The organism is Shewanella donghaensis (genome assembly GCF_007567505.1).
Lineage (GTDB): Bacteria > Pseudomonadota > Gammaproteobacteria > Enterobacterales > Shewanellaceae > Shewanella > Shewanella donghaensis.
This window is the reverse complement of sequence record NZ_CP041783.1, coordinates 2,843,233-2,863,182: the sequence shown is the minus strand read 5'-3', so window position 1 is coordinate 2,863,182 and position 19,950 is coordinate 2,843,233. Positions and strand designations below refer to the sequence as shown.

Below are 19,950 nucleotides of genomic sequence, written 5' to 3'. Positions count from 1 at the left end.
ATAAGCTTTTTTATCAGCCGCAACCCTATCTTGGTTGCGGCTTTTTCATGTCTATCATTTTATTTAAAGGCTTACTTCATGGTTTTTTAAGCTGTTATATGGGGCAATATTAACGGCCCTATGATCCGATACAATACTGCGACATTAATATCTGTCGACGATAACTTTTGTAAATGAGCTCAAGGTAGGAGTTCTTTCTTTATATCAAATAGCCGGTATTGATAAACTGTTTTTAAGTACGTGAAAAAAGAACGTAACAAAGCGCATATTGATGTGGTCGTCACTAGCTGCTTTAATGGGCTAAGTACTATTAATGCAATGAATTTCGATAATGTTCTGAACCACTCAATAGGATGAATGATGACGTTGTTTAAGGTTATTTTTACAATTGGTTTGATGGTGTTACTGTCAGCATGTGCTGCAACTGAAGCGAATAAATCAAAAGCTGCAATGTATCAATTTGATGAATTGGAGCAGGTGAATTCAATTGATAACTTTCGTTTAGATGGCTGGCGCAGTATTGATAGTCGTAGCGTACTTATCGACGTTCGCCCAAGACAAACCTACTTGCTAGTACTCAATGGTATCAATAATAACTTAAAGTTTGCCCAAGCACTGTTAGTGTCCTCTAAAATGAATAAAGTTGCAGCTGGCTTTGATGCCGTCTCTACTGCCGATGAACCACAGTTCAAAACCCAAATAAAAAGCATCTACCGAATTAAAGATAAGCAACAAGAACAACAGATAAAAGAGAAAATTGAATCATTCTCTAAAATTGACTAGTGAATCAATTCAACCGTTTAAAAACGGTTTTTAACTTGAAAACGCCATTCCCAATTATCGACATTTTCACCGTTTGTAAAAGGTACGGCTAAATCAATATGGCCGACACTGCCGTAACTTGATTTAGATGAATAGATTCTGGCACCAATTCCAACGCTGCCAATCGGCGAGTTCACTTCATTGTTGTCATCAGGGCCGCCAAAGGCTTGCCCAATATCCACAAAGGTTGCCCAGCCTAGTTCGGCTAATTGGTACAAATTAATATTTGGGTAATAACGGACTTCGCCAGTGAATAGCCATTGATTATCACCATATTGATAATCGTTGGGATAGCCTCTAACCCCAGTATCATCACCTAAAGCAAAAGGTTTATCGAGATAGTTATTTTTAGAGGTGGCTAGGCGTGTTTTGGCATAGGCAGTCCATTTAGGGTGCACTTTGTAGAAGTATTCAGCTTGGGCACTGACGTTATAAAAATCTTGCTGACTAGTGTTAAAACTGGCTTCACCTTTAAGATTAAATAACAGTAAATTTTTATCCTGTTGGTAGCCTCTAGTGCTCGATAAATTGACATGGTAGCCCACCGATGAATCAGGGTCTACATCGCGAGTTTCTATGCCTAAACGGAAAAAGTGTCGCCAGCCTAAATTGAAATCTTCGTTATTGTTAATCAGATGAATGTTGGTAAAAACACGATAATCATCCTGTAAATATTCATAACTTAACCACGGATATAAAAAATCCCTATCCTCAGGTAATGCTTGATCAGGAAAAGTCTCACTGGGTTCAAATTGATGTTTATCTTGGGTAAAGCCTAAGGTTAGCCGAGATAAATCATCATCTGTTTTATCTATTAACCAACCATAAGCGATAGCAGCATAATTGATGTTATGTTCGAACTCATTAACGTCTTCGCCGTTCTGTCTCAAGGTATCCATACGTTGGTCGGTTAAATATTCGGCTGAATATTTATTATATGTATTAAGCGAGTAGAAAGGTTTATTAAAATAAAGGCGGGTTGCTTGGCCATCACTATTGTCATACCAATTGGCTGAAATAGTGGCATGCGGGATGACTTTTAGTGGTGCGGTGATGCCGAATTTATAACCTGTTCGGTCTGCATTGGATTGGTATTTAAAGCGGGTTTTAATACCCAACCCCATCAGGTTATCTTCTTTTATGCCAACTGAATATTTAGTTTCGCCGCCACTAGAACTTAAACTGAACGTTGGCAGTAATGACCAGTTATCCCATGTTTCAACTACCACGGTATTTTCATCTGTATCAGCGCTAGGATCTTTCTTTACGTGATAAACCTTGGCATCTCTCAAATAGGGTTCAGCCCGCAATAAGCGTTGGGATTCGGCAAAGGTTTTAGCGTTGACTTCATCACCTTCAGTAAAAGTGAGTTTATCTATTATTGTGGGTTCGGTGGTATTGATATGCAGCCAGTTTGCCCAATGATGAATAAAGAAAGCATCGGGATCCGATTCATCAAAAATAGCATTACTCTGCACGATAATATTATCGACAGTAATGGTTTCATTTTTAGGTTTACTATTTGTCATCACGTTTTCTGACGATGGATGCTTCAGTGTGCTTACTGGTTCAGCATTGGCCATAATTAATGTCAAAAATACTATGATGGCAAAGGTCATAGCCCGAGCGCAAAAATGGGCATTAACCAGTGTGTTTTTTGTTTTGATTGTTATTTTTATTTTAGGTACCTACTCAATTATTTACTAAAGGAATAGCTAATTAAGCTATTGAGTAAATAGCATTTAAATTTCAATGGTTGAAATTTAAATGCTTAATTTAAGTATGGCGGGTATTTAAAATTTCGCTTATTTATTTATGATATTGAGCTGGTTTATTGCGAAAGGAATAACTAAAAAGGTATTGCATTTCCGAATGATGTTAGATCATAAAAAAAGGAGCCTCATCAGGGCTCCTTTTAAACAGGGATTAGCAATGAACAGTGCTAATAGTTTACTTAAGCTGTTTCAATTTTTAGAAACGACCTACAATACCTACGCCAACGTCGAAACCATCTACGTCAGAATCAAGTACTTTTGATAGTTCAAACGTTGCAGAGAAAGAATCAGACATACGTAACCAGTAAGCTGTTTTTAGTGCAAAGTTATCATCAAAGCCATCATCTTCATATCCAGCACCAACAGACCATGCTTTAGTAACGTACCAATCAGCATTTAAGTTGAAAATATCGTCGTCATCTGTGTGAGTCCACATCGCGCCTAAATCGATACCCGAAGTGCTTTCAAGCGCAAGGAAACTGCGAACTTCAAGACCATAGACAGATTCGAAATTATCGCTGCCATCAACGTAAAATGCGGCTACTTTTGAGCTGTCATTGAAGTAATAACCAGCATCAATCTTATAAAGATTGCCACTAAAATCACCGACTTCAAAACGTTGGTATTCACCACCAACAAACCATTTGTTGTCAAAAACATAGGTTCCGTCAACACCGAATGTGTCAGTGTCTGCAGCATCAAACATCGAGTAATTAGCACCAACATTTGTAGTTTGAGCTAAAAATCCGTTCAGAGCATAAGGACCATTATCTTGAGATACAGGTGCCACGTAGTAGCGGTAGTTTGCATTCCAAATACCGTCGCCGAACTCTTCAGAGTTTGCTGAGTATTCTAGTCCTGCTTCATGTTGAAATGGTGCATCTTGAGCTGCCATAGCAGGTAATGCGAATAAACTAGTTAGAAGTGCTAAAGCTGTAACGTTTTTCATCAATCATTCCTTTATTTGATTTATTGTCGCTAGGTAATTCAAGCAAGAAAGGAGATGGTGAAATCAAGTTGGGGTGTTTCATCCATTTAACCGAAATACAGCCTAACATCATAGTCGGGTCTGCATGCTTCCCTAGCGGCGCACAAGGTATTACAAAATTAGACAGAAGGAAATAAAAAAGTTAAATAACTAATAAATAATGACTTTTACATATCATAAAGTATGTTTTTGTTGCTTAACCCATACATTGGGGTAGGCATTAGAGGGGTTGGGAAAGTTAGTTGAGTGATTATTGAAGTAAGGTAATGAACCCACTCCCTAATTTATCTTTTTAGGGAGCAAGATCATCAATAAAAAAACATTATGTTAGTCACTAGATGCCATTAACGAACTGGCTGTAATGCTACAAGCTACGTTTTGGTGGCACGATGACGTTAGCGAAAATAATACCCGCAATCAGTGACATGAAAATCAAGAATATTTGAGTTCCTAAGTGCGCCTGGTTGAGCATAGTTTCACCCGAAATCATGGTATTTAACCCAATATAGGTTTTACTGCCGGGCACCAAAATTACAATACCTTGCAATAAGGCGATTGAAACAGGGGCTTTCATCCAGCGGGCAAATAAGTTTGAGTAAATGCCAACGGCCAGTGCGCCGACAAAAATACCAATGGATTCGCCTAAATACAGTCCACCAATCATCGCGGAAAAGTAAGCTATTATGCCGGCCATAATGCCCCAAGGTGAATCCTTGAGTCGCGCCTTAAAGATAATCACGAGGTTCATTGATAATAGTGGTACAGCAGCCCAAGAGGCATATTGCGGTAGTGCTTCTGGTTCAATATAGACAGACTCACCAAACATCACCTTACCAAGCGTCATGCCCAAAACTACGCCAAAATACAACTTAAACAGTTGCATGATGGCATCCATGATCCTTGCGGTGCCAGAGATTAAATCGCGAGCTGCGAGTTCGGCGAGCCCTAAGGTTAATGCTAAGCCAGGAATAAAGATAATAATGCCGGATAGGATGACGACTGGCAGGTTAATACTGGGATCTAATTTCGCTATTCCGCATGCGAGAATGGCGCAAACGACCGCAGCAAGGGGTTCAAGCATTTCAGCAACACGTTTAGATTTTTCTGCCCAGAACACCAAACCATAAACTAATAACCCCAACATGGCAGACCAAAAAACATCATTCCAACTGGTGTCCATTAGCATGGCAAATGCGCCAGCACTCATACCGAAAGAGAGTAAGGTTAATTTATGGCCATACGGGTTAGGTTTATTAGCAATTTCTTCTAAGCGCTCGAGGGCTTCAGTGAGGGTACGCTGCCCTGTACTGAGCTCTTCTACCAAATCAAAAGTACGCGCCAGTGAACCTAGATCTAATTCACCGGGTTTAACGCGGGCAACATGATTGTATTCTTGCTCAGTATCATGTTGCAAAACGAACGTCATAGAGGTGGGCGATATTAAAAAATACCCTTCAACCCCTAACGATGATGACACCGTTTGTAGATGTGACTCGAGGCGATATGCAGGGGTGCCAAATTTGTGTAAGGCTTTGCCTAATCTTATGATAAACCTGCGTTTTTCAATGAAGTTGTCATCGTTCATTTTAGCGTGTGTCACTCTGTTAAATAGTGTTAGAACTTAATTGGGCGCATAGTAACCGAAATGCGGTTTTGTGAATACCTACAAATGGTCAATTTGTTGTTAAAAAGTTGATAATGCCAATTTGTATCAATCTGTATAGAATGATGAATGAACTGCGGTATTAAATAGTCTAGATTTCAAAATAATAAGGAATATAAAATGTCATTAATGATTTCAGGATTTTACGCCAGCATTACAGCACTTTTAGTGCTTGGGCTAAGCATTCGAGTCATCAAACAGCGTCGAATCAATAAAATCGGTATTGGTGATGGCGGTAATAGTGAGTTGGCGTTGGCGCAGCGAGTACATGAAAATCTGCTTGAAAATGCTCCAATGGTGCTTATCTTATTCATCTTAGCTGAAAATAACGGTCTATCAGCAGCCTTGTTACATTGTTTCGGTACTATTTGGATTGTGGCGCGCTTATTACATGCTATTGGTTTATCCAAAGGTAAGGGTGGACTGCACTTCGGTCGTAAGTGGGGTGTTTTACTGACTTGGCTTGTTTTACTCGGCTTAACGATTGTAAATATTGGCTTTTTTCTAGGTCTGTAATTTTTTAAAGTCGAACGTCACTAAAGCCATGTTTTTTATCAGGTTATTTTAGTTAACAAATAAATTAACTTTTAGTTTAAAATTTCGATAATTGCTGTTTTTTTAGTCACACATGATGTGGCGTAACTGCTATACTCCGCCTCCTGAAAAAAGTTAGCTGAGTTGAACTAAACTTATTAGCTCCAACTCAGCAGATTTTACGTTTTTAATGTAGGCAAATTCCATGCAAGTTGAATCCACTTTATTTAATTATCCAAGATATTGGGCTGAATGCTACGGCACAGCGCCATTTCTTCCTATGTCTCGCAAAGAGATGGATCAACTTGGTTGGGATAGCTGCGATATTATTATTGTCAGCGGCGATGCTTATGTTGATCACCCCAGTTTTGGCATGGCGGTTATCGGCCGTATGCTTGAAGCACAGGGCTTTCGTGTTGGTATTATTTGTCAGCCAGATTGGTCTAACAAAAATGACTTTATGAAATTGGGTCGTCCTAATCTGTTTTTTGGTATTACAGCCGGAAACATGGACTCAATGATCAACCGTTACACTGCAGATCGTCGCATTCGAAGTGATGATGCTTACACGCCAAATGATGAAGGCGGCAAGCGCCCAGATCGTGCAGTAACCGTTTATACTCAGCGTTGTAAAGAAGCCTTTAAAGAAGTGCCCGTGGTGATTGGTGGTATTGAGGCGAGTTTACGCCGCATCGCCCATTACGATTATTGGTCAGACAAAGTGCGCCGTAGTGTTATTTTTGATGCTAAAGCCGATATCTTAATTTATGGTAATGCTGAACGTCCATTAGTCGAAGTTGCGCATCGTTTTGCTGCTGGTGAGAAAATGGCCGACATGCACGATATCCGTGGTACTGCAGTTATTAGACGTGAGCCGTTGCCTGAATGGAAAGGCATGGATTCGCGCAAGCTAGATCAATTACACAAAATTGATCCTATTCCTAACCCATATGGCGCTGATGATGTGGGTTGTGAAAAACTATCGGGTCCAACCGATAAGAAAATTTTTGATAATGATGCCCCTAAAGCCATCAGTGTGCAGCCTGCAAGGCCTAAACCATGGGAAAAAACCTATGTGTTACTGCCTTCTTACGAAAAAGTCGCCGCAGATAAATTTTTATATGCCCATGCCTCACGTATTTTGCATCAAGAGCAAAATCCGGGTTGTGCTCGCGCATTATTTCAATCTCATGGTGACCGTTCAATTTGGGTTAATCCACCTGCGTGGCCATTAAATACTGATGAAATGGATGGGGTGTTTGATTTGCCGTATCAGCGAGTACCGCACCCAAGTTATGGTAAAGCGGTAATCCCAGCTTACGACATGATTAAGACCTCGATTAACATCATGCGGGGTTGTTTTGGTGGTTGTTCATTCTGTTCGATTACCGAACATGAAGGACGAATTATTCAGAGTCGTTCGCAAGAATCTATCATCAAAGAAATTAAAGATATTCAAGATAAAGTACCGGGGTTTACTGGGGTAATTTCTGACTTAGGTGGCCCAACAGCGAATATGTATCGTCTGGGTTGTACCAGTGTCAAAGCAGAAACCACCTGTCGCCGTTTATCTTGTGTCTACCCATCAATCTGTGGCCATTTAGGTACAGATCATAAACATACTATTGATTTATATCGTGCTGCACGAGATGTACCGGGTATTAAAAAGGTACTGATTGCATCAGGTGTGCGTTATGACTTAGCCACAGAAGATCCTCGTTATGTTAAAGAGCTCGCCACGCATCATGTGGGCGGCTATTTAAAAATTGCCCCAGAACATACAGAAGATGGTCCACTGAGTAAAATGATGAAGCCGGGTATGGGCAGCTATCATAAGTTTAAAGAATTATTTGATCATTACTCTAAAGAAGCGGGTAAGAAACAATATCTTATTCCTTACTTTATCTCTGCTCACCCAGGGACGACGGATGAAGATATGCTGAATTTAGGCTTATGGCTTAAATCAGAAAAGTTTAAGCTTGATCAAGTGCAAAACTTTTATCCTTCACCTATGGCCAACGCCACCACCATTTACCACACTGAGCTGAACTCATTAAAAAATGTGAAGCACACCAGTGAACAAGTGACTGTACCGAAAAAAGGTCGTCAGCGCCGCTTACATAAAGCGCTGCTGCGTTATCATGATCCTGCAGGCTGGCCACTTATTCGTGAAGCCTTAGTTGCCATGGGTAAAGAGCATTTAATTGGTAATGGAGTGCAGCATATTGTGCCGCCAGAATCACGTAATGAGCGTGGGGCTAAAAACCGTGGTGGTAAGAGCGATGGTAGTAAGCCTGCCTTTACGCGTTTTTCTGGTAATCAGTTTGCTGATAGAGAAAGTGGCAAAAAGCCAACGGCTGCCAACAAAGCAAAAGCGGCGGCAGAAAAACAAGAAGGTGGTAAGTCATCTTCAGGGAAAAAGCCTGCTAACGCGAATAGCGCTAATAGTAACAATAGTAATGCAAACAAAGGCAAAGCTAAAATAGGTTGGTCTCAAAAGAAACAAACCTTTGGTAACAAGCCTAATTCGCAGAATAAATCGTCAAATAGTAAAGGTACTAGATAAGCCGCTGAGCTAGTTTGACATTGTTAAATAGAAAACCGCCATTAGGCGGTTTTTTTGTTTCAGGTTAAATTAAACCTGCGCTGTTAGTCTGAAACTCGATTAATTGATATAAAATCAAAGTTAGCTAGGGTAATACCTGCAAATACGATAAAGCCAAAAGGAATAATAATAATGAAAAAGATATTGGTCACAGCAGCGATGACTTGTTTAATACCTGCGACTGTAATGGCACATGGTAATCATGATCATGAAGAGCAAATTAATACGCAAATAAATGTACAAGACAGTTATTTTGATGCGCTTGCCGTGCACTGTGGAAAAGCTTATGCGGGTGAAGTTACCACGGGTAATGATGCAGACTCAGCTTTTAGCAATAAAGCGTTAATCATGCATGTCCGTGAATGCAGTGATACAGAGATTAAAATTCCTTTTCATGTGGGTGATGATCACTCCCGTACTTGGGTTATTACCAAAACGACTTCAGGCTTGCGGTTAAAGCATGATCATCGTCATGAAGATGGTAGTGAAGATAAAGTCACTATGTATGGTGGTGATACTGCCGGTATGGGTACTGCAACTGAGCAATCATTTCCTGTCGATGCTGAATCTATTGCTAACTTTAATGAAAATGGCTTAACGGCGTCAGTGACGAACGTGTGGCACATGTATATTGAGCCAAGTGTGTTCACTTATCGTTTAACGCGTGAAAATCGTGATTTTCGAGTAGATTTTGATTTAACTAAACCCGTTGCTTTGCCGCCTGCGCCGTGGGGACATGAATAATCTCATAGTTATAAAAAAGGCTGCTTAGGCAGCCTTTTTTATGTGTTCAATCAAGATTATTTGGGATCAAAACTGAATGCTTGACCTGCAATAGCAGCTTCATACATTAAGCCACCCTTTGCAGCAGTGAAAATCGCCATACCATTCATATAAGACGCACTTGCCGCAGTGCGATTGCCCGCGTTGCCTGCTCCGGCTGAATTACCGGTAGAGCCCACTTGTGCATTAGCGCCGACAGTAATGGCAACGGCAGATGCTTGAGCACTAAATTCAAAGGTGCCACTGGTAAAGTCGTTATAAGCTGCAGCATTTTTAAAGAAAATAATTTCGCTATAAGCTTGGCCACCTAATTGAAAACCAATTGAAAGCTGTGACAGGCTAGAATCTCCGGTATGGACGCCACCTTTATAAACTCGTCCTGGGCCATATGCTGCACCAATACCAATACCGCCTTTACCTACTGTCGGGTAAATGGCATAGCCGTAGGCGCTACTAAAAAAGTTTTGTACTTCAGGCGCTTTTTTAAAGTCGCTAATGGCATCGGTATATTTATCTGCATGTGCAGTCGTTGAAAATGTTAGCCCAAGCAGCACTAGCGTCATGGAAACCAGTGATAATAAATGTTTCATAAAAACTCCTATGTATGGCATTAATTATACGATTTAAGGATATGCGAACGTTAGCATACCAAATACAAACTCAACAAAGCGGTAATAAAACGCTTAATGCTGATATTAAGCGTTAGAAATGACAAATAGTTCAATTGGCTGGCGTATTACCTTTGTCTCTGGCCAGTATTACTCAATACCCAACACATAGTAATCAAACCACTTTTTATCCCACTCCATTTTGGCTTTTCGATGCTGATAATGACTCAGGCCGTGGCCTTCGCCTGGATAAATTACTAACTCTACCGGTACATCAAGGTAGTGTTTAAGTGCACGGTATAGACCTTGGGCATGGCCAACGGGAACGCGTTGATCATTCTCACCAATATGGATCAGTGTCGGAGTTTTGATCTTATCAGCCGTAGAGAGTGATGAACCGTGGGTATACGCTTCTGGTTTATCCCACGGCAAACCTTCCATGAAGTTAACCACATGACCTGGCGTGTCTTCTAGCATCCACTGTAAGCGTTGATCAAATACTCCAGCTCCAGAGCTGGCCGCTTTAAAACGAGTGGTGGTGCTAATGAGCGCATTGGTTAAGTAACCGCCATTACTCCAACCCATCACCGCCATTTTGTCTTCGTCTACTATGCCTTCAGCAATTAAGTGATCAACACCAGCAAGAATATCTTTGACTTCAATATCATGCTCTCGGCCGACTAAATCAGTGAGGAATTTGTCGCCATAGCCAGTCGACCCACGGTAATTAGGCGACAGAATAGCCCAGCCGTCAGCTGAGAATGTCCCGCGTCCATAAGATCTATGTTGCAGAGCGTAGGGTGTTGCTGCTGTAGGTCCACCGTGGATTTGCACCACTAATGGCAAGCGTCCTTGGTTTTTATCATAGCCATGGGGCAGTTCTAAAATACCTTCAACATCACTGCCGTCAGGTGCTTTCCATTTTACGATAGATATTTGTGGCAGTTGCCATTGCTTAACTTGTGCATTGATATCGGTAATGCGTTTGATTTTTGCACGGCGATTATCGGCATCAGCAATAAACATGTCACTGAAATGAGTAAGGCCATTATGACTAAGTACTAACTGCTTACCTGATGGGGTGAAGTCATAGCTTCCCATTACTAAGTCGGCATTGATCACGCTGCGAGTATCCGCTTGTTCGCCTTTCTCAAACTCAGTGCAGTACAGTTTTACTCTTGCGAAATCGGCGGCGCGATAACAAATTTCATCACTCTTAGGGCGCCATTTAATATCAGCACCATTAAGTGTGACACTATCAGGTCTCGTTATCTCGGTGATCTTGTTGCTACTGGTATTAGCGACGAATAATTTTCCTGGATGACCATCAAAATCAATTCTAAAGGCTAATTGTTTATTATCATCGTGCCAATCTAAGCCGAGCAACCAACCATAAGGAGAAGGGGCTTGAGCACGCCATTGTTTATCTTGTAATAGGTCATGGGATTTCTTTTTGACATCAAAAATATCAATGTCAGACCAACCTTCTAGTTTAACCAATTCATTATCATCGGTAATGATGCGGGCAATTTTCGATTGATCTTCATTAACACTGAATTGCCAAACAACCTTGCCATCATCAATCAATGTTTGTTGTTTGTAATGCTGTAAATCTATAACAAAGAGTGGGTTTGATTCATGGGAACCATGACCATATTGAGGCGCACCATGAGTTGCTCGCATCGAGCTCCAATGGTCGGTTTCATCAACCGTTTTATTACCGGTAAAGTATAAATGTTGGCCATCTTTACTGAGCTGAAATGCATTAACACCGGTGGACTCTTTCGTCATAGGTTGCATATCAGCGCCGTCTTTCGACATTCTAAAGACCTGGTTTTTACCATTGAAAGGCGCTTTTTTTACGTCATGAGTACGTTTGGTAATAAAGTAAATATATTGTCCATCAGGACTCCACACTGCACTTGATTCATTTTCATTACTGAATGTAAGGCGCTGGGTTTTACGCGTTGTGGTTTCTACTTTCCATAAATCAGCTTGTGATTTATCCAGCTCTTTATCCCAACGACTTTCTACCCAAATTGCTTCTTTCCCATTTGGGCTCAAAGTGACTTGCTTCATTACGCCAATATCAAAGAAATCGTCAATAGTGATTTTATGTGGCTCATTGCTGGCTAGAGCCTGAGTGGTTAAGCCAATTAAGCTAATCAATCCGATTTTGCTTAAACCTAAAGTGAATGCTTTCATGGAGCTCCTTTCCTTATTATTCTGATTAATGGAGGCGTTTTTCGGTTGTGTCTTCTTCGCGCATAATGCTCTGTAAATAATTCAATTCTTCAGAGTTAAGCAGCTGTTCACTGGCTTTTGCTGGCGTACCTTGTTTAGCAGATTTTGATTGTGAAATATTGTTGTTACTCCGCAGATATGCTGCTCGCGTAATTTGATGTAAGCCATAAATAGCAAACCCATAAACCGTGAGTAGTACAGCTAGGCGAGCAATATCATGGGTGAAGCTTGAAACTGTATCACCCAAATAAAACGGTAAAAGTACGATGATTAACCGTAGTGACCAATTTATTAAAATACCGCCGGTTAAAATTAATAACCAACGAAAACGGATATCTTTTAAGGTTTGGTTACTGGTTAGTTTAAAACGCCTTTTATGTTGGCGAAGTGAGCGGGCGATTAAGACGAAATAAAGGCCACTTTGACACATAATCACCGCAGGCATCACTAATGCGATCATATTGATATGGCTGAGCTCACTGATGCTATCTGCTTTTATATGTATTGCATCGGGGCTGAGCCCTATGTTGAATGAGACTGCGACCGCAATAACCACCATTGAGATTAAACTAGGCAGCAGATGCTTGATAATGTTGTTATCGCTGACTTTTATTTGCAGGCAGGTCTTACAATAAGCAAACAGTAAGGGCATCAATAATAAATAGAATGGCACCATGAGTGTCATGATGAAATGTATCTGAATAGGTGCATTTTCTCGGGTGATAGAACCCAAAAAGAAGAAAATTGAAATTAACATGAATATCGCACCTAATAAGCGGTTACTTCTTATGGTGCTATTGTCATTATTAGCATAAATGTAGCGGACGTAAAAACCCACCCCCAGACAATGTATGCCCGCAAGTAATGATAGCCAAATGTAAGCTTGAGAAAAAAACTGACTAAATTCGATGAGTTACCCCTTATTTGTCAGTGGATATTACCTTAAAGCAGCAACTTCAAACAGTTCTGTTATTGATTTTTTGTTTTCTCATATGGCGATTCGATGCCGCTTCAGGCGGTTTACCTGGAGTAGGCTTTCGTTCAGCTAATAAATGTTTAATTGCCATAATAGGATGGGGAATGAGCATTCTAGGGCCTGAGTAGATCATTATTTCACGTACTCTTTGTTTCATGTGCGGTTTATAGCAATGAACAGGGCATTTATTACAAGTGGGTTTGTGCTGACCATAGGGGCATCTATCTAAACGTTTTTCAGCATACTCGAGCAACTCAATGCAATCGGGGCAAAGTGATTGCTGAGTTGGCTGCTTAGCAGATGATTGATTATCTGCTATTTGCGTCAGCTGAATTTGGTGATGATTACGACAATAGATTTTTGCCATAGCACGCATGGTATTGAACTCGTATAAGAGTTTACCTGAAAGAATAGAGCTTATTGTCATAGCATTAATACCATAGTAAATCACTCGGGTATGGTTAGTTTACCCAACCTAATAAGGTCAGTTCAATTTAACCCTTAATAAGCTTGAACTAGAGCACATAATATTTAAAATTAGACATAATTGTAAGTTATGGTGTTTTCAGCCACAAAAGCAGGATAAATACTTGATTTGTTACCTAACAATAGCTTATTAATATTAGTTCAAGTTGTTTAAATTTTCAGCGAGTCTGAATTGAACTAACTTCCATGGATATGCATTGATGCAATTTTCAATGCTATTTACATACACAGGAAATGACACAGGTATGGTGTTGTAAATGATTATGAAAATTATTGTCGTCGTTCTACTCGTTTGGTTAGGTATTTACCTTTATCGTCGAACCCAAACCGTTGCCAAGCAAGAGTTAGAGCAACAAGATGAAACTCAGTCTGGGAATGAAGCTGCAGATATTAATAGCACCAAGTTTAATTCAGACATTCAGTCTGATGTTGATGAGACTATTATTGACGCAGAGGTTGTTACTTCAGAGACAGTGGAGTCTTCTGATGTGCCAGAGCCAGAGCCAGAGCCAGAGCCAGAGCCAGAGCCAGAGCCAGAGCCAGAGCCAGAGCCAGAGCCAGAGCCAGAGCCAGAGCCAGAGCCAGAGCCAGAGCCAGAGCCAGAGCCAGAGCAGAGCCAGAGCCAGAGCCAGAGCCAGAGCCAGAGCCAGAGCCAGAGCCAAAACCGGCTGCAGAATTGAACACTACGGGATTATTGGCTCCGGGAGTATGGGCGAGTGATGCATTTACTGCTTTAGTGGATCAGTATGATGCTAGCGCAGACTCGGCAACTCAACATCAAAGTTTGCTGAACATTATTACTCATAGTTATAAATTGCGTAAGCAAGCTGATTATTGTCAATATGGCGCTGAGTTAACTGTACGGTATTTATCAGTTTATGATTTATATCGCCAACAGAATGCGAGCTCTGTAGATGATAAAGGTGCTGGCTTTATGCAGCTTTCAACGGTGTTAAATGACACCAAGCAATTTGATAAAGCCATTGAGGTTTGTCAGAAAGCACTCGATTATAAATTATCTGATGGAACTGTAACCGGTTTTGAAGGTCGAATTAAACGTATTGAGAAAGCGAAATCAAAAGCGAGCGATTAAGCTAAATGGTTATTACTGGTTTATTAGAGTAATCATGATTTAGTTTATTAGGTTTAACCATGATCTAGTATAATGGCTATATCGTAATGAAAGCGGACTTAGGTTCGCTTTTTTATTGCCTGTTCTTAAACAACTAAGCAGCTGTATTCAGATAGATTTCACTTATTAGGTTACTCATTTCAAAGTTCTGAATGAGGTTAAACAAAGGAAGTTAAGCATGTTCAAAGAGGTATGTATGAATCATAAAGTACGTAATACGGTATTTTTATTTCTGGCGATCATCGGTCTCAGTGGTTGTATTCGCACCCCAGAATGGACGCTTTTTTATTATGCCGAAGAGGCCAAAACACCGCAAAATCCTCTTCAAGCCGAATACATAGCTGGGTATTACGACACCATTGATCAATGCCAAGCCAAGGCGAAGGGAATGCTGAGATTAAGTGGCAAAAATATCCCTAATATGGAAATGGATGCAGATTCATTAGAAAATGCCACCGCTATACCTGTAGCCATTGATAAAGGCTATCAATGCAAGCAGCTATGTCAGGTCAATGATGACAATGCCATTATTTGCCAGTAAGGCTTATTTCGTAATTTAGTATAAAAAAACGCTATAAATCACAGTGAAATTTATCGTCAGAGTCGCGCTAAGGGAATAGGTTAAATGCAGTTTAAGCAGGATTATTTTGAACAACTTGAAGGTTTTTACTCTCAGGTCTATCCGTTACCCATTAGTCAGCCCCATTGGTTAGCTTGGAGTGATGATGCAGCTGAACTGATTGGCGTTGAACGGAAGCTGAATAACGGCGATACACCTGATGAATTGCTAATGCAATTATCGGCTAATCATGCAATGCCAGGTGCCAGTTATTACGCTCAAGTATACAGTGGTCATCAATTTGGCGGTTACAGCCCTCGATTAGGTGATGGACGTTCAATCATTCTGGGTGAAGCAATCGCAGACCCTCGTTATTCAAGCGAGCCTTTAAATAAAACATCTACTTGGGATGTGGCTTTAAAAGGCGCAGGGCCAACGCCTTATTCTCGTAGTGGTGATGGCCGAGCAGTTATGCGCTCTGCAGTGCGAGAATTTTTAGCGTCAGAGGCGTTAGCGGCATTATCCATTCCGACAACCAGAGCACTAGCGGTGATTGGTTCAGATTTACCAGTGTGGCGAGAATCTCAAGAAACCGCTGCTATTACGGTGCGGTTAGCTAAGAGTCATATTCGTTTTGGTCACTTTGAATATTTTTGCCACAGTGAACAGGGCGGTAAAGACAAGCTTATTCAGTTGCTTAATTTTACGATTAAACAGCATTACCCACATTTGACTCAAGATTATCAAGGCTATAAAGCCTGGTTTACCCAAGTGGTAAAAGATACCGCAATTTTAATCGGCCACTGGCAAGCCGTTGGTTTTGCTCATGGGGTACTTAATACAGACAATATGTCTATTTTGGGTGATAGCTTTGATTTTGGTCCATTTGCCTTTTTAGATACTTTTAAAGAAGACTTTATTTGTAATCATTCAGATCCTCAAGGTCGCTATGCCTTTGGTCAGCAACCCGGTGTGGGTTTATGGAATTTACAGCGCTTAGCCCAGGCATTAGCGCCGGTGATTGAATCTGATGATTTAGTGGCAGCATTAAATACCTATCAAGCTGAGCTAGTGAAGCAATACTTACTGCTGATGCGCGCGAAAATGGGTATCAGCATGCGTGCGCTAACAGCAATTGAGTCACAAGAACAAGATAAAACAGATTTAGATTTTATCGGCCGCTTTTGCCATGTGTTACAACATAATAAGTTGGACTACACCAATACATTTAGAGCATTGGGGCAACTTGATATTAGCAGTACCAAAGCTAATATCGCTGATGAGATAATCGATAGACCGAAATTTGATGAATGGTACAAAACGTATCAGAAACGGGTGGGTAACGTTGCTGATATTGCCCAATGGCAAGCGGATCGCAACAGTGTGAATCCAAAATATGTGTTACGAAATTATCTGGCTCAAGAAGCCATTGTTGCCGCTGAAGAAGGTGATAATAGTAAGGTCGTAGAGTTACATCAATTACTCACACAGCCTTATGCCGAGCAAACTGAATTTGAACATTATGCCAATAGACCGCCTCAATGGGGACAAGGCTTGATTATGTCTTGTAGTAGCTAACTTTTTACTGAGTAAAAACTAAGTTTAGAATTTTAAAGGAACACCATGATATTGCGTTCGGTGCAATTAGATAAAACGTCGCTGAGTATTTTGATTTCAGCTGAAATAGATTTCGAACAATTTGAAAACTTTGCTGAGCCATTAGCGTTAGCAATAGATTGTGATATTCGTGAGCGTCAATGGGGCGCAGACCGCCATCAATGGCTGCTGAATTTTGAAGGTAGTCAACTGTGGCTAAATTACGAGTTCTACGGCGATATCTGTTGGATATCAACGGAAGTCGAAGCTGATCTAGAAGTGCTAGAATATTTAATTACTTTGCTACAACCGCTAATTGGTCAACATGAGCCGAAGGATACCCATGAATAATGACGATGTTGATAACGACTATCTTGGCCACGACCATGCTGACAAAGACAATGCTGACAGCGATGAAGACATCGACAGCCAAGAAAAGTCAGGCAATATCATTGAAGCAGAAATAAGCATTGACGATAACGTGTCAGAAACGGCCGCTGACGAGACTTCTTTTCATTACCAAGCCTTGACGCCAGATTTAATCCTAGATGCGATTGAGAGCCTTAGCATCTATCCTGAAACAGGGCTGCTAGCATTAAATAGCTATGAAAACCGCGTGTATCAGTTTCGCTGTGATCGCGGTAATCGCTATGTGGTTAAGTTTTACCGACCACATCGCTGGAGCAATGATCAAATTCAAGAAGAACATGATTATGCGCTCGCGTTAGCTGCTGAAGATATTCCCATAGCAGTGCCGGTGATTGTTGAGGGTAAAACGCTTCATGAATTTAAAGGTTATCGATTTACTTTATTTCCTTCTATCGGCGGGCGTTCGTTTGAAGTGGATAATCTTGACCAACTTGAATCAGCAGGTCGGTTTATTGGCCGTATACACCAGTACGCCAGTAAAGATACTTTCAAATACAGAGAGCCATTAAGCAGTCAAATATTAGGTGATGACGCGCTTAATTACTTGAAGGAATCAGGCCGAGTCTCTGAGGGTATTAGCGAACAATTTTTTACGGTTGCAGAGCAGGTGTTAGCTAAAGCGAAAGAGGCCTTAGCTGACAACCAGTTTGAGACCTTGCGATTACACGGGGATTTACACCCAAGTAATATTCTGTGGACTCCAGATGGACCCGGTTTTGTGGATTTAGATGATGCTCGACAAGGGCCTGCAATACAAGATATCTGGATGATGCTGACGGGTGATAGAGCGCAGCGGTTATTACAGCTGGATGTGTTACTTGAGGCGTATCAAGAGTTTTGCGATTTTGACCAAAGGCAGTTAAAACTCATTGAGCCATTACGCGCCTTAAGAATGATTCATTATAATGCATGGTTGACAAAGCGTTGGCAAGATCCTGCTTTCCCAAGGAACTTTCCGTGGTTTGGTGACATCAAATACTGGGAACAACAAACATTAGCGTTTAAAGAACAACTTGCCGCGCTTAATGAGGAGCCGCTGAGTTTAATGAGTTTTTAATTTAACTCAGTGCAAAGCATTACGTAGATTGTTACAAATGATCCTGATAAGGTCTTGAGCAAACGAGATAATCTACATTAATATAGATTCAGATAAATTTTAGCGTTAACTATGCCTTGGCATAATTGAGAATGCATACTTAAAGGAAGCATCATGAAAAAAGCACTATTAATGGCTGCAGCATTATTATTAGCACCAATGGCAGCGACAGCTACAAATTATCAAGAAGGTGTGCATTACACCGTGATTAACGAAGGCCCTGCCACATCTAAGCCTGAAATTACTGAGTTTTTCTCATTTTTCTGTGGTCACTGTTATAACTTCTCAAAAACAGTGGTGCCAAAAATTGAATCGACACTTCCAGAAGGTGTCGCGTTTAACCAAGCGCACGTTGAGTTTATTGGTGCAGAAATGGGTACAGAAATGTCTCGCGCTTTTGCTATTGCGCATCAACTAAACGTTGAGAAGAAAATTGAAGCGGCTATTTTCAACGCAATACATGAAACCAAGCAAAGATTCACAAGCTTGAACGACATTCGTATGTTGTTTATTGCAAATGGTGTTGATGGTAAAGATTTTGATGCCGCAGCTAAATCATTCATGGTGAACGCGCAAATGTCCAAAATGAAGCGTGATACTGAAAATGCGAAATTATCAGGTGTTCCAGCACTGGTGGTAAACGGTAAATATCGTGTAGAGACGGGTTCAATCAAGTCTTACGATGAGCTGTTGGACATTGCTTATTACTTAACAACGAAAGATAAGTAAATTGAAGCTTTAATTTACGCATATCAAAAAGGAGCCTTAGGCTCCTTTTTTGTGTCTTTTTGTTGTTAATCACTGAAAAAAATCAAAAAAAAACCGTATGCTTTAAAATTTATCATTCTAAAACTATACGGTGTTGAGCCAATTAGCTCGTTATTTACCCTGAGTAACAGCGTTATCGTATCAAGGTGTCAAAATAATGGCAAGCGTCATTTTTATGTCTTTGTGATAAATAGACTATTTAAACCGCTTTTTGTATAAAAAATGTTTAATTTGACGAAACTAATTGGGGCATTTTAATGTCGAACCGAATATGAGCTAATAAAACGTCGGTCATTCAACGTTAGCCATTCGGCATCAATCATTCAACTTGATAAAAAGCGTCTGCAATTCGATATAAGTAAATCAACAATTGAGCACATCAACAATAGGGTAAGGAGTCACCATGAGAAGGTTTCCGGTATATGCACCTAAGTTAATTGTTAAACATGCACGAATTTTTCTAACAGGAGTAATTTGGGTTAAAGATTTGGGGTGTTTAGAGTTTAGGAGGGGGCGTTTTTTAATGCCGAAAAAAAGCCTGCCAAAAGTAAAGCAGGCTGTCTCAGAGCTTAACGAACTTCTTGCCGCTCAGCATCTTGAAGCTAACGCAGTTTAGCTTTCGCTATTTAGCAGACCAACAAGGCCGTTAACTTTGTCGTTCCAAGAGTTTAGGTCTTGTTGCAATTGCTGATTAGACTCAGTCAATTGAGCATTCTTTTGCTTCTCTTCTTCAAGCTCCATTTTTAGTAGCTCAGCATTTTCAAGAGTTGCCTGGATTTTGGCTTCCAGTTGGGACAGTAATTCAAGGCTCATATTGGGAGTCCTAATAGTTTCTGGATGGAGTGGTGATTCTAGCAGCGACTGGGGTTTAAGGAATAGACAATTT

Annotated in this window: 20 protein-coding genes; 12 read left to right on the top strand and 8 right to left on the bottom strand. The window is 40.6% G+C overall.

Annotated features, from left to right (window positions below; translation table 11 throughout):
* The first annotated feature begins 357 nt into the window (after positions 1 to 357).
* Positions 358 to 783, top strand: coding sequence for a DUF6491 family protein (locus FPK91_RS12140; RefSeq protein ID WP_168926923.1), 426 nt, complete (start codon positions 358 to 360; stop codon positions 781 to 783).
* A 17-nt stretch (positions 784 to 800) separates the two neighbouring features.
* On the opposite strand, the gene FPK91_RS12135 is transcribed toward FPK91_RS12140, so the two are convergent.
* From FPK91_RS12135 to FPK91_RS12125, 3 genes are all read right to left on the bottom strand, one after another.
* Positions 801 to 2,351 (bottom strand): ShlB/FhaC/HecB family hemolysin secretion/activation protein, encoded by a 1,551-nt coding sequence (locus FPK91_RS12135; protein ID WP_144211489.1) that lies wholly within the window; start codon positions 2,349 to 2,351, stop codon positions 801 to 803.
* A 442-nt stretch (positions 2,352 to 2,793) separates the two neighbouring features.
* Entirely contained in the window at positions 2,794 to 3,546 is a 753-nt protein-coding gene (locus FPK91_RS12130; RefSeq protein ID WP_144211488.1) for a putative porin, read from the bottom strand.
* 403 nt (positions 3,547 to 3,949) lie between these two features.
* On the bottom strand, positions 3,950 to 5,170 hold the full coding sequence (locus FPK91_RS12125) for a threonine/serine exporter family protein (protein WP_144211487.1): 1,221 nt from the start codon (positions 5,168 to 5,170) through the stop codon (positions 3,950 to 3,952).
* 198 nt (positions 5,171 to 5,368) lie between these two features.
* Between FPK91_RS12125 and FPK91_RS12120 the strand changes: the two genes are divergently transcribed.
* From FPK91_RS12120 to FPK91_RS12110, 3 genes are all read left to right on the top strand, one after another.
* Positions 5,369 to 5,764 carry an MAPEG family protein gene (locus FPK91_RS12120; protein ID WP_144211486.1) on the top strand — a complete coding sequence of 132 codons (396 nt, stop codon included), beginning with the start codon at positions 5,369 to 5,371 and terminating at the stop codon, positions 5,762 to 5,764.
* 223 nt (positions 5,765 to 5,987) lie between these two features.
* Positions 5,988 to 8,348, top strand: coding sequence for a YgiQ family radical SAM protein (locus FPK91_RS12115; RefSeq protein WP_144211485.1), 2,361 nt, complete (start codon positions 5,988 to 5,990; stop codon positions 8,346 to 8,348).
* A gap of 225 nt (positions 8,349 to 8,573) precedes the next feature.
* On the top strand, positions 8,574 to 9,131 hold the full coding sequence (locus tag FPK91_RS12110) for a hypothetical protein (protein WP_227006770.1): 558 nt from the start codon (positions 8,574 to 8,576) through the stop codon (positions 9,129 to 9,131).
* A 56-nt stretch (positions 9,132 to 9,187) separates the two neighbouring features.
* Here the strand turns inward: FPK91_RS12110 and FPK91_RS12105 are convergent, their stop codons facing one another.
* The 4 genes from FPK91_RS12105 to FPK91_RS12090 form a co-directional block, all read right to left on the bottom strand.
* Positions 9,188 to 9,760 (bottom strand): YSC84-related protein, encoded by a 573-nt coding sequence (locus tag FPK91_RS12105; RefSeq protein ID WP_144211483.1) that lies wholly within the window; start codon positions 9,758 to 9,760, stop codon positions 9,188 to 9,190.
* A gap of 168 nt (positions 9,761 to 9,928) precedes the next feature.
* Positions 9,929 to 11,983: a S9 family peptidase gene (locus FPK91_RS12100; protein WP_144211482.1), complete on the bottom strand. Its 2,055-nt coding sequence runs from the start codon at positions 11,981 to 11,983 to the stop codon at positions 9,929 to 9,931.
* Positions 11,984 to 12,008: 25 nt separating this feature from the next.
* Entirely contained in the window at positions 12,009 to 12,779 is a 771-nt protein-coding gene (locus FPK91_RS12095; RefSeq protein WP_144211481.1) for a hypothetical protein, read from the bottom strand.
* Between the two features lie 199 nt (positions 12,780 to 12,978).
* A complete protein-coding gene (locus tag FPK91_RS12090) occupies positions 12,979 to 13,425 on the bottom strand; it encodes a nitrous oxide-stimulated promoter family protein (RefSeq protein WP_144211480.1) in 447 nt (148 codons plus the stop codon).
* A gap of 316 nt (positions 13,426 to 13,741) precedes the next feature.
* Between FPK91_RS12090 and FPK91_RS21010 the strand changes: the two genes are divergently transcribed.
* The 8 genes from FPK91_RS21010 to FPK91_RS12050 all read left to right on the top strand — a co-directional run bounded on the left by FPK91_RS21010 (position 13,742) and on the right by FPK91_RS12050 (position 19,680).
* Positions 13,742 to 14,164 carry a hypothetical protein gene (locus tag FPK91_RS21010; RefSeq protein WP_193559167.1) on the top strand — a complete coding sequence of 141 codons (423 nt, stop codon included), beginning with the start codon at positions 13,742 to 13,744 and terminating at the stop codon, positions 14,162 to 14,164.
* A complete protein-coding gene (locus FPK91_RS21005) occupies positions 14,161 to 14,577 on the top strand; it encodes a hypothetical protein (RefSeq protein ID WP_144211479.1) in 417 nt (138 codons plus the stop codon). Before FPK91_RS21010 ends, FPK91_RS21005 begins: the two co-directional genes overlap by 4 nt.
* Before the next feature lie 235 nt (positions 14,578 to 14,812).
* The gene (locus FPK91_RS12075; RefSeq protein ID WP_168926922.1) at positions 14,813 to 15,157 is read left to right on the top strand and encodes a hypothetical protein; all 345 of its coding nucleotides are present in this window, start codon (positions 14,813 to 14,815) and stop codon (positions 15,155 to 15,157) included.
* A gap of 84 nt (positions 15,158 to 15,241) precedes the next feature.
* Positions 15,242 to 16,753, top strand: coding sequence for a protein adenylyltransferase SelO (locus tag FPK91_RS12070; protein ID WP_144211477.1), 1,512 nt, complete (start codon positions 15,242 to 15,244; stop codon positions 16,751 to 16,753).
* A 45-nt stretch (positions 16,754 to 16,798) separates the two neighbouring features.
* On the top strand, positions 16,799 to 17,122 hold the full coding sequence (locus FPK91_RS12065; protein ID WP_144211476.1) for a DUF3630 family protein: 324 nt from the start codon (positions 16,799 to 16,801) through the stop codon (positions 17,120 to 17,122).
* Between the two features lie 112 nt (positions 17,123 to 17,234).
* A complete protein-coding gene (locus tag FPK91_RS12060; RefSeq protein WP_405127364.1) occupies positions 17,235 to 18,257 on the top strand; it encodes a serine/threonine protein kinase in 1,023 nt (340 codons plus the stop codon).
* A gap of 153 nt (positions 18,258 to 18,410) precedes the next feature.
* Positions 18,411 to 19,025, top strand: a complete 615-nt coding sequence (locus FPK91_RS12055) for a thiol:disulfide interchange protein DsbA/DsbL (protein ID WP_144211474.1) — start codon at positions 18,411 to 18,413, stop codon at positions 19,023 to 19,025.
* A gap of 442 nt (positions 19,026 to 19,467) precedes the next feature.
* Positions 19,468 to 19,680, top strand: a complete 213-nt coding sequence (locus FPK91_RS12050) for a DUF1107 domain-containing protein (protein WP_144211473.1) — start codon at positions 19,468 to 19,470, stop codon at positions 19,678 to 19,680.
* On the opposite strand, the gene zapB is transcribed toward FPK91_RS12050, so the two are convergent.
* The gene (zapB, locus tag FPK91_RS12045) at positions 19,677 to 19,877 is read right to left on the bottom strand and encodes a cell division protein ZapB (protein ID WP_144211472.1); all 201 of its coding nucleotides are present in this window, start codon (positions 19,875 to 19,877) and stop codon (positions 19,677 to 19,679) included. The two genes, FPK91_RS12050 and zapB, sit on opposite strands and share 4 nt — an antisense overlap.
* Between the last annotated feature and the right edge of the window lie 73 nt (positions 19,878 to 19,950).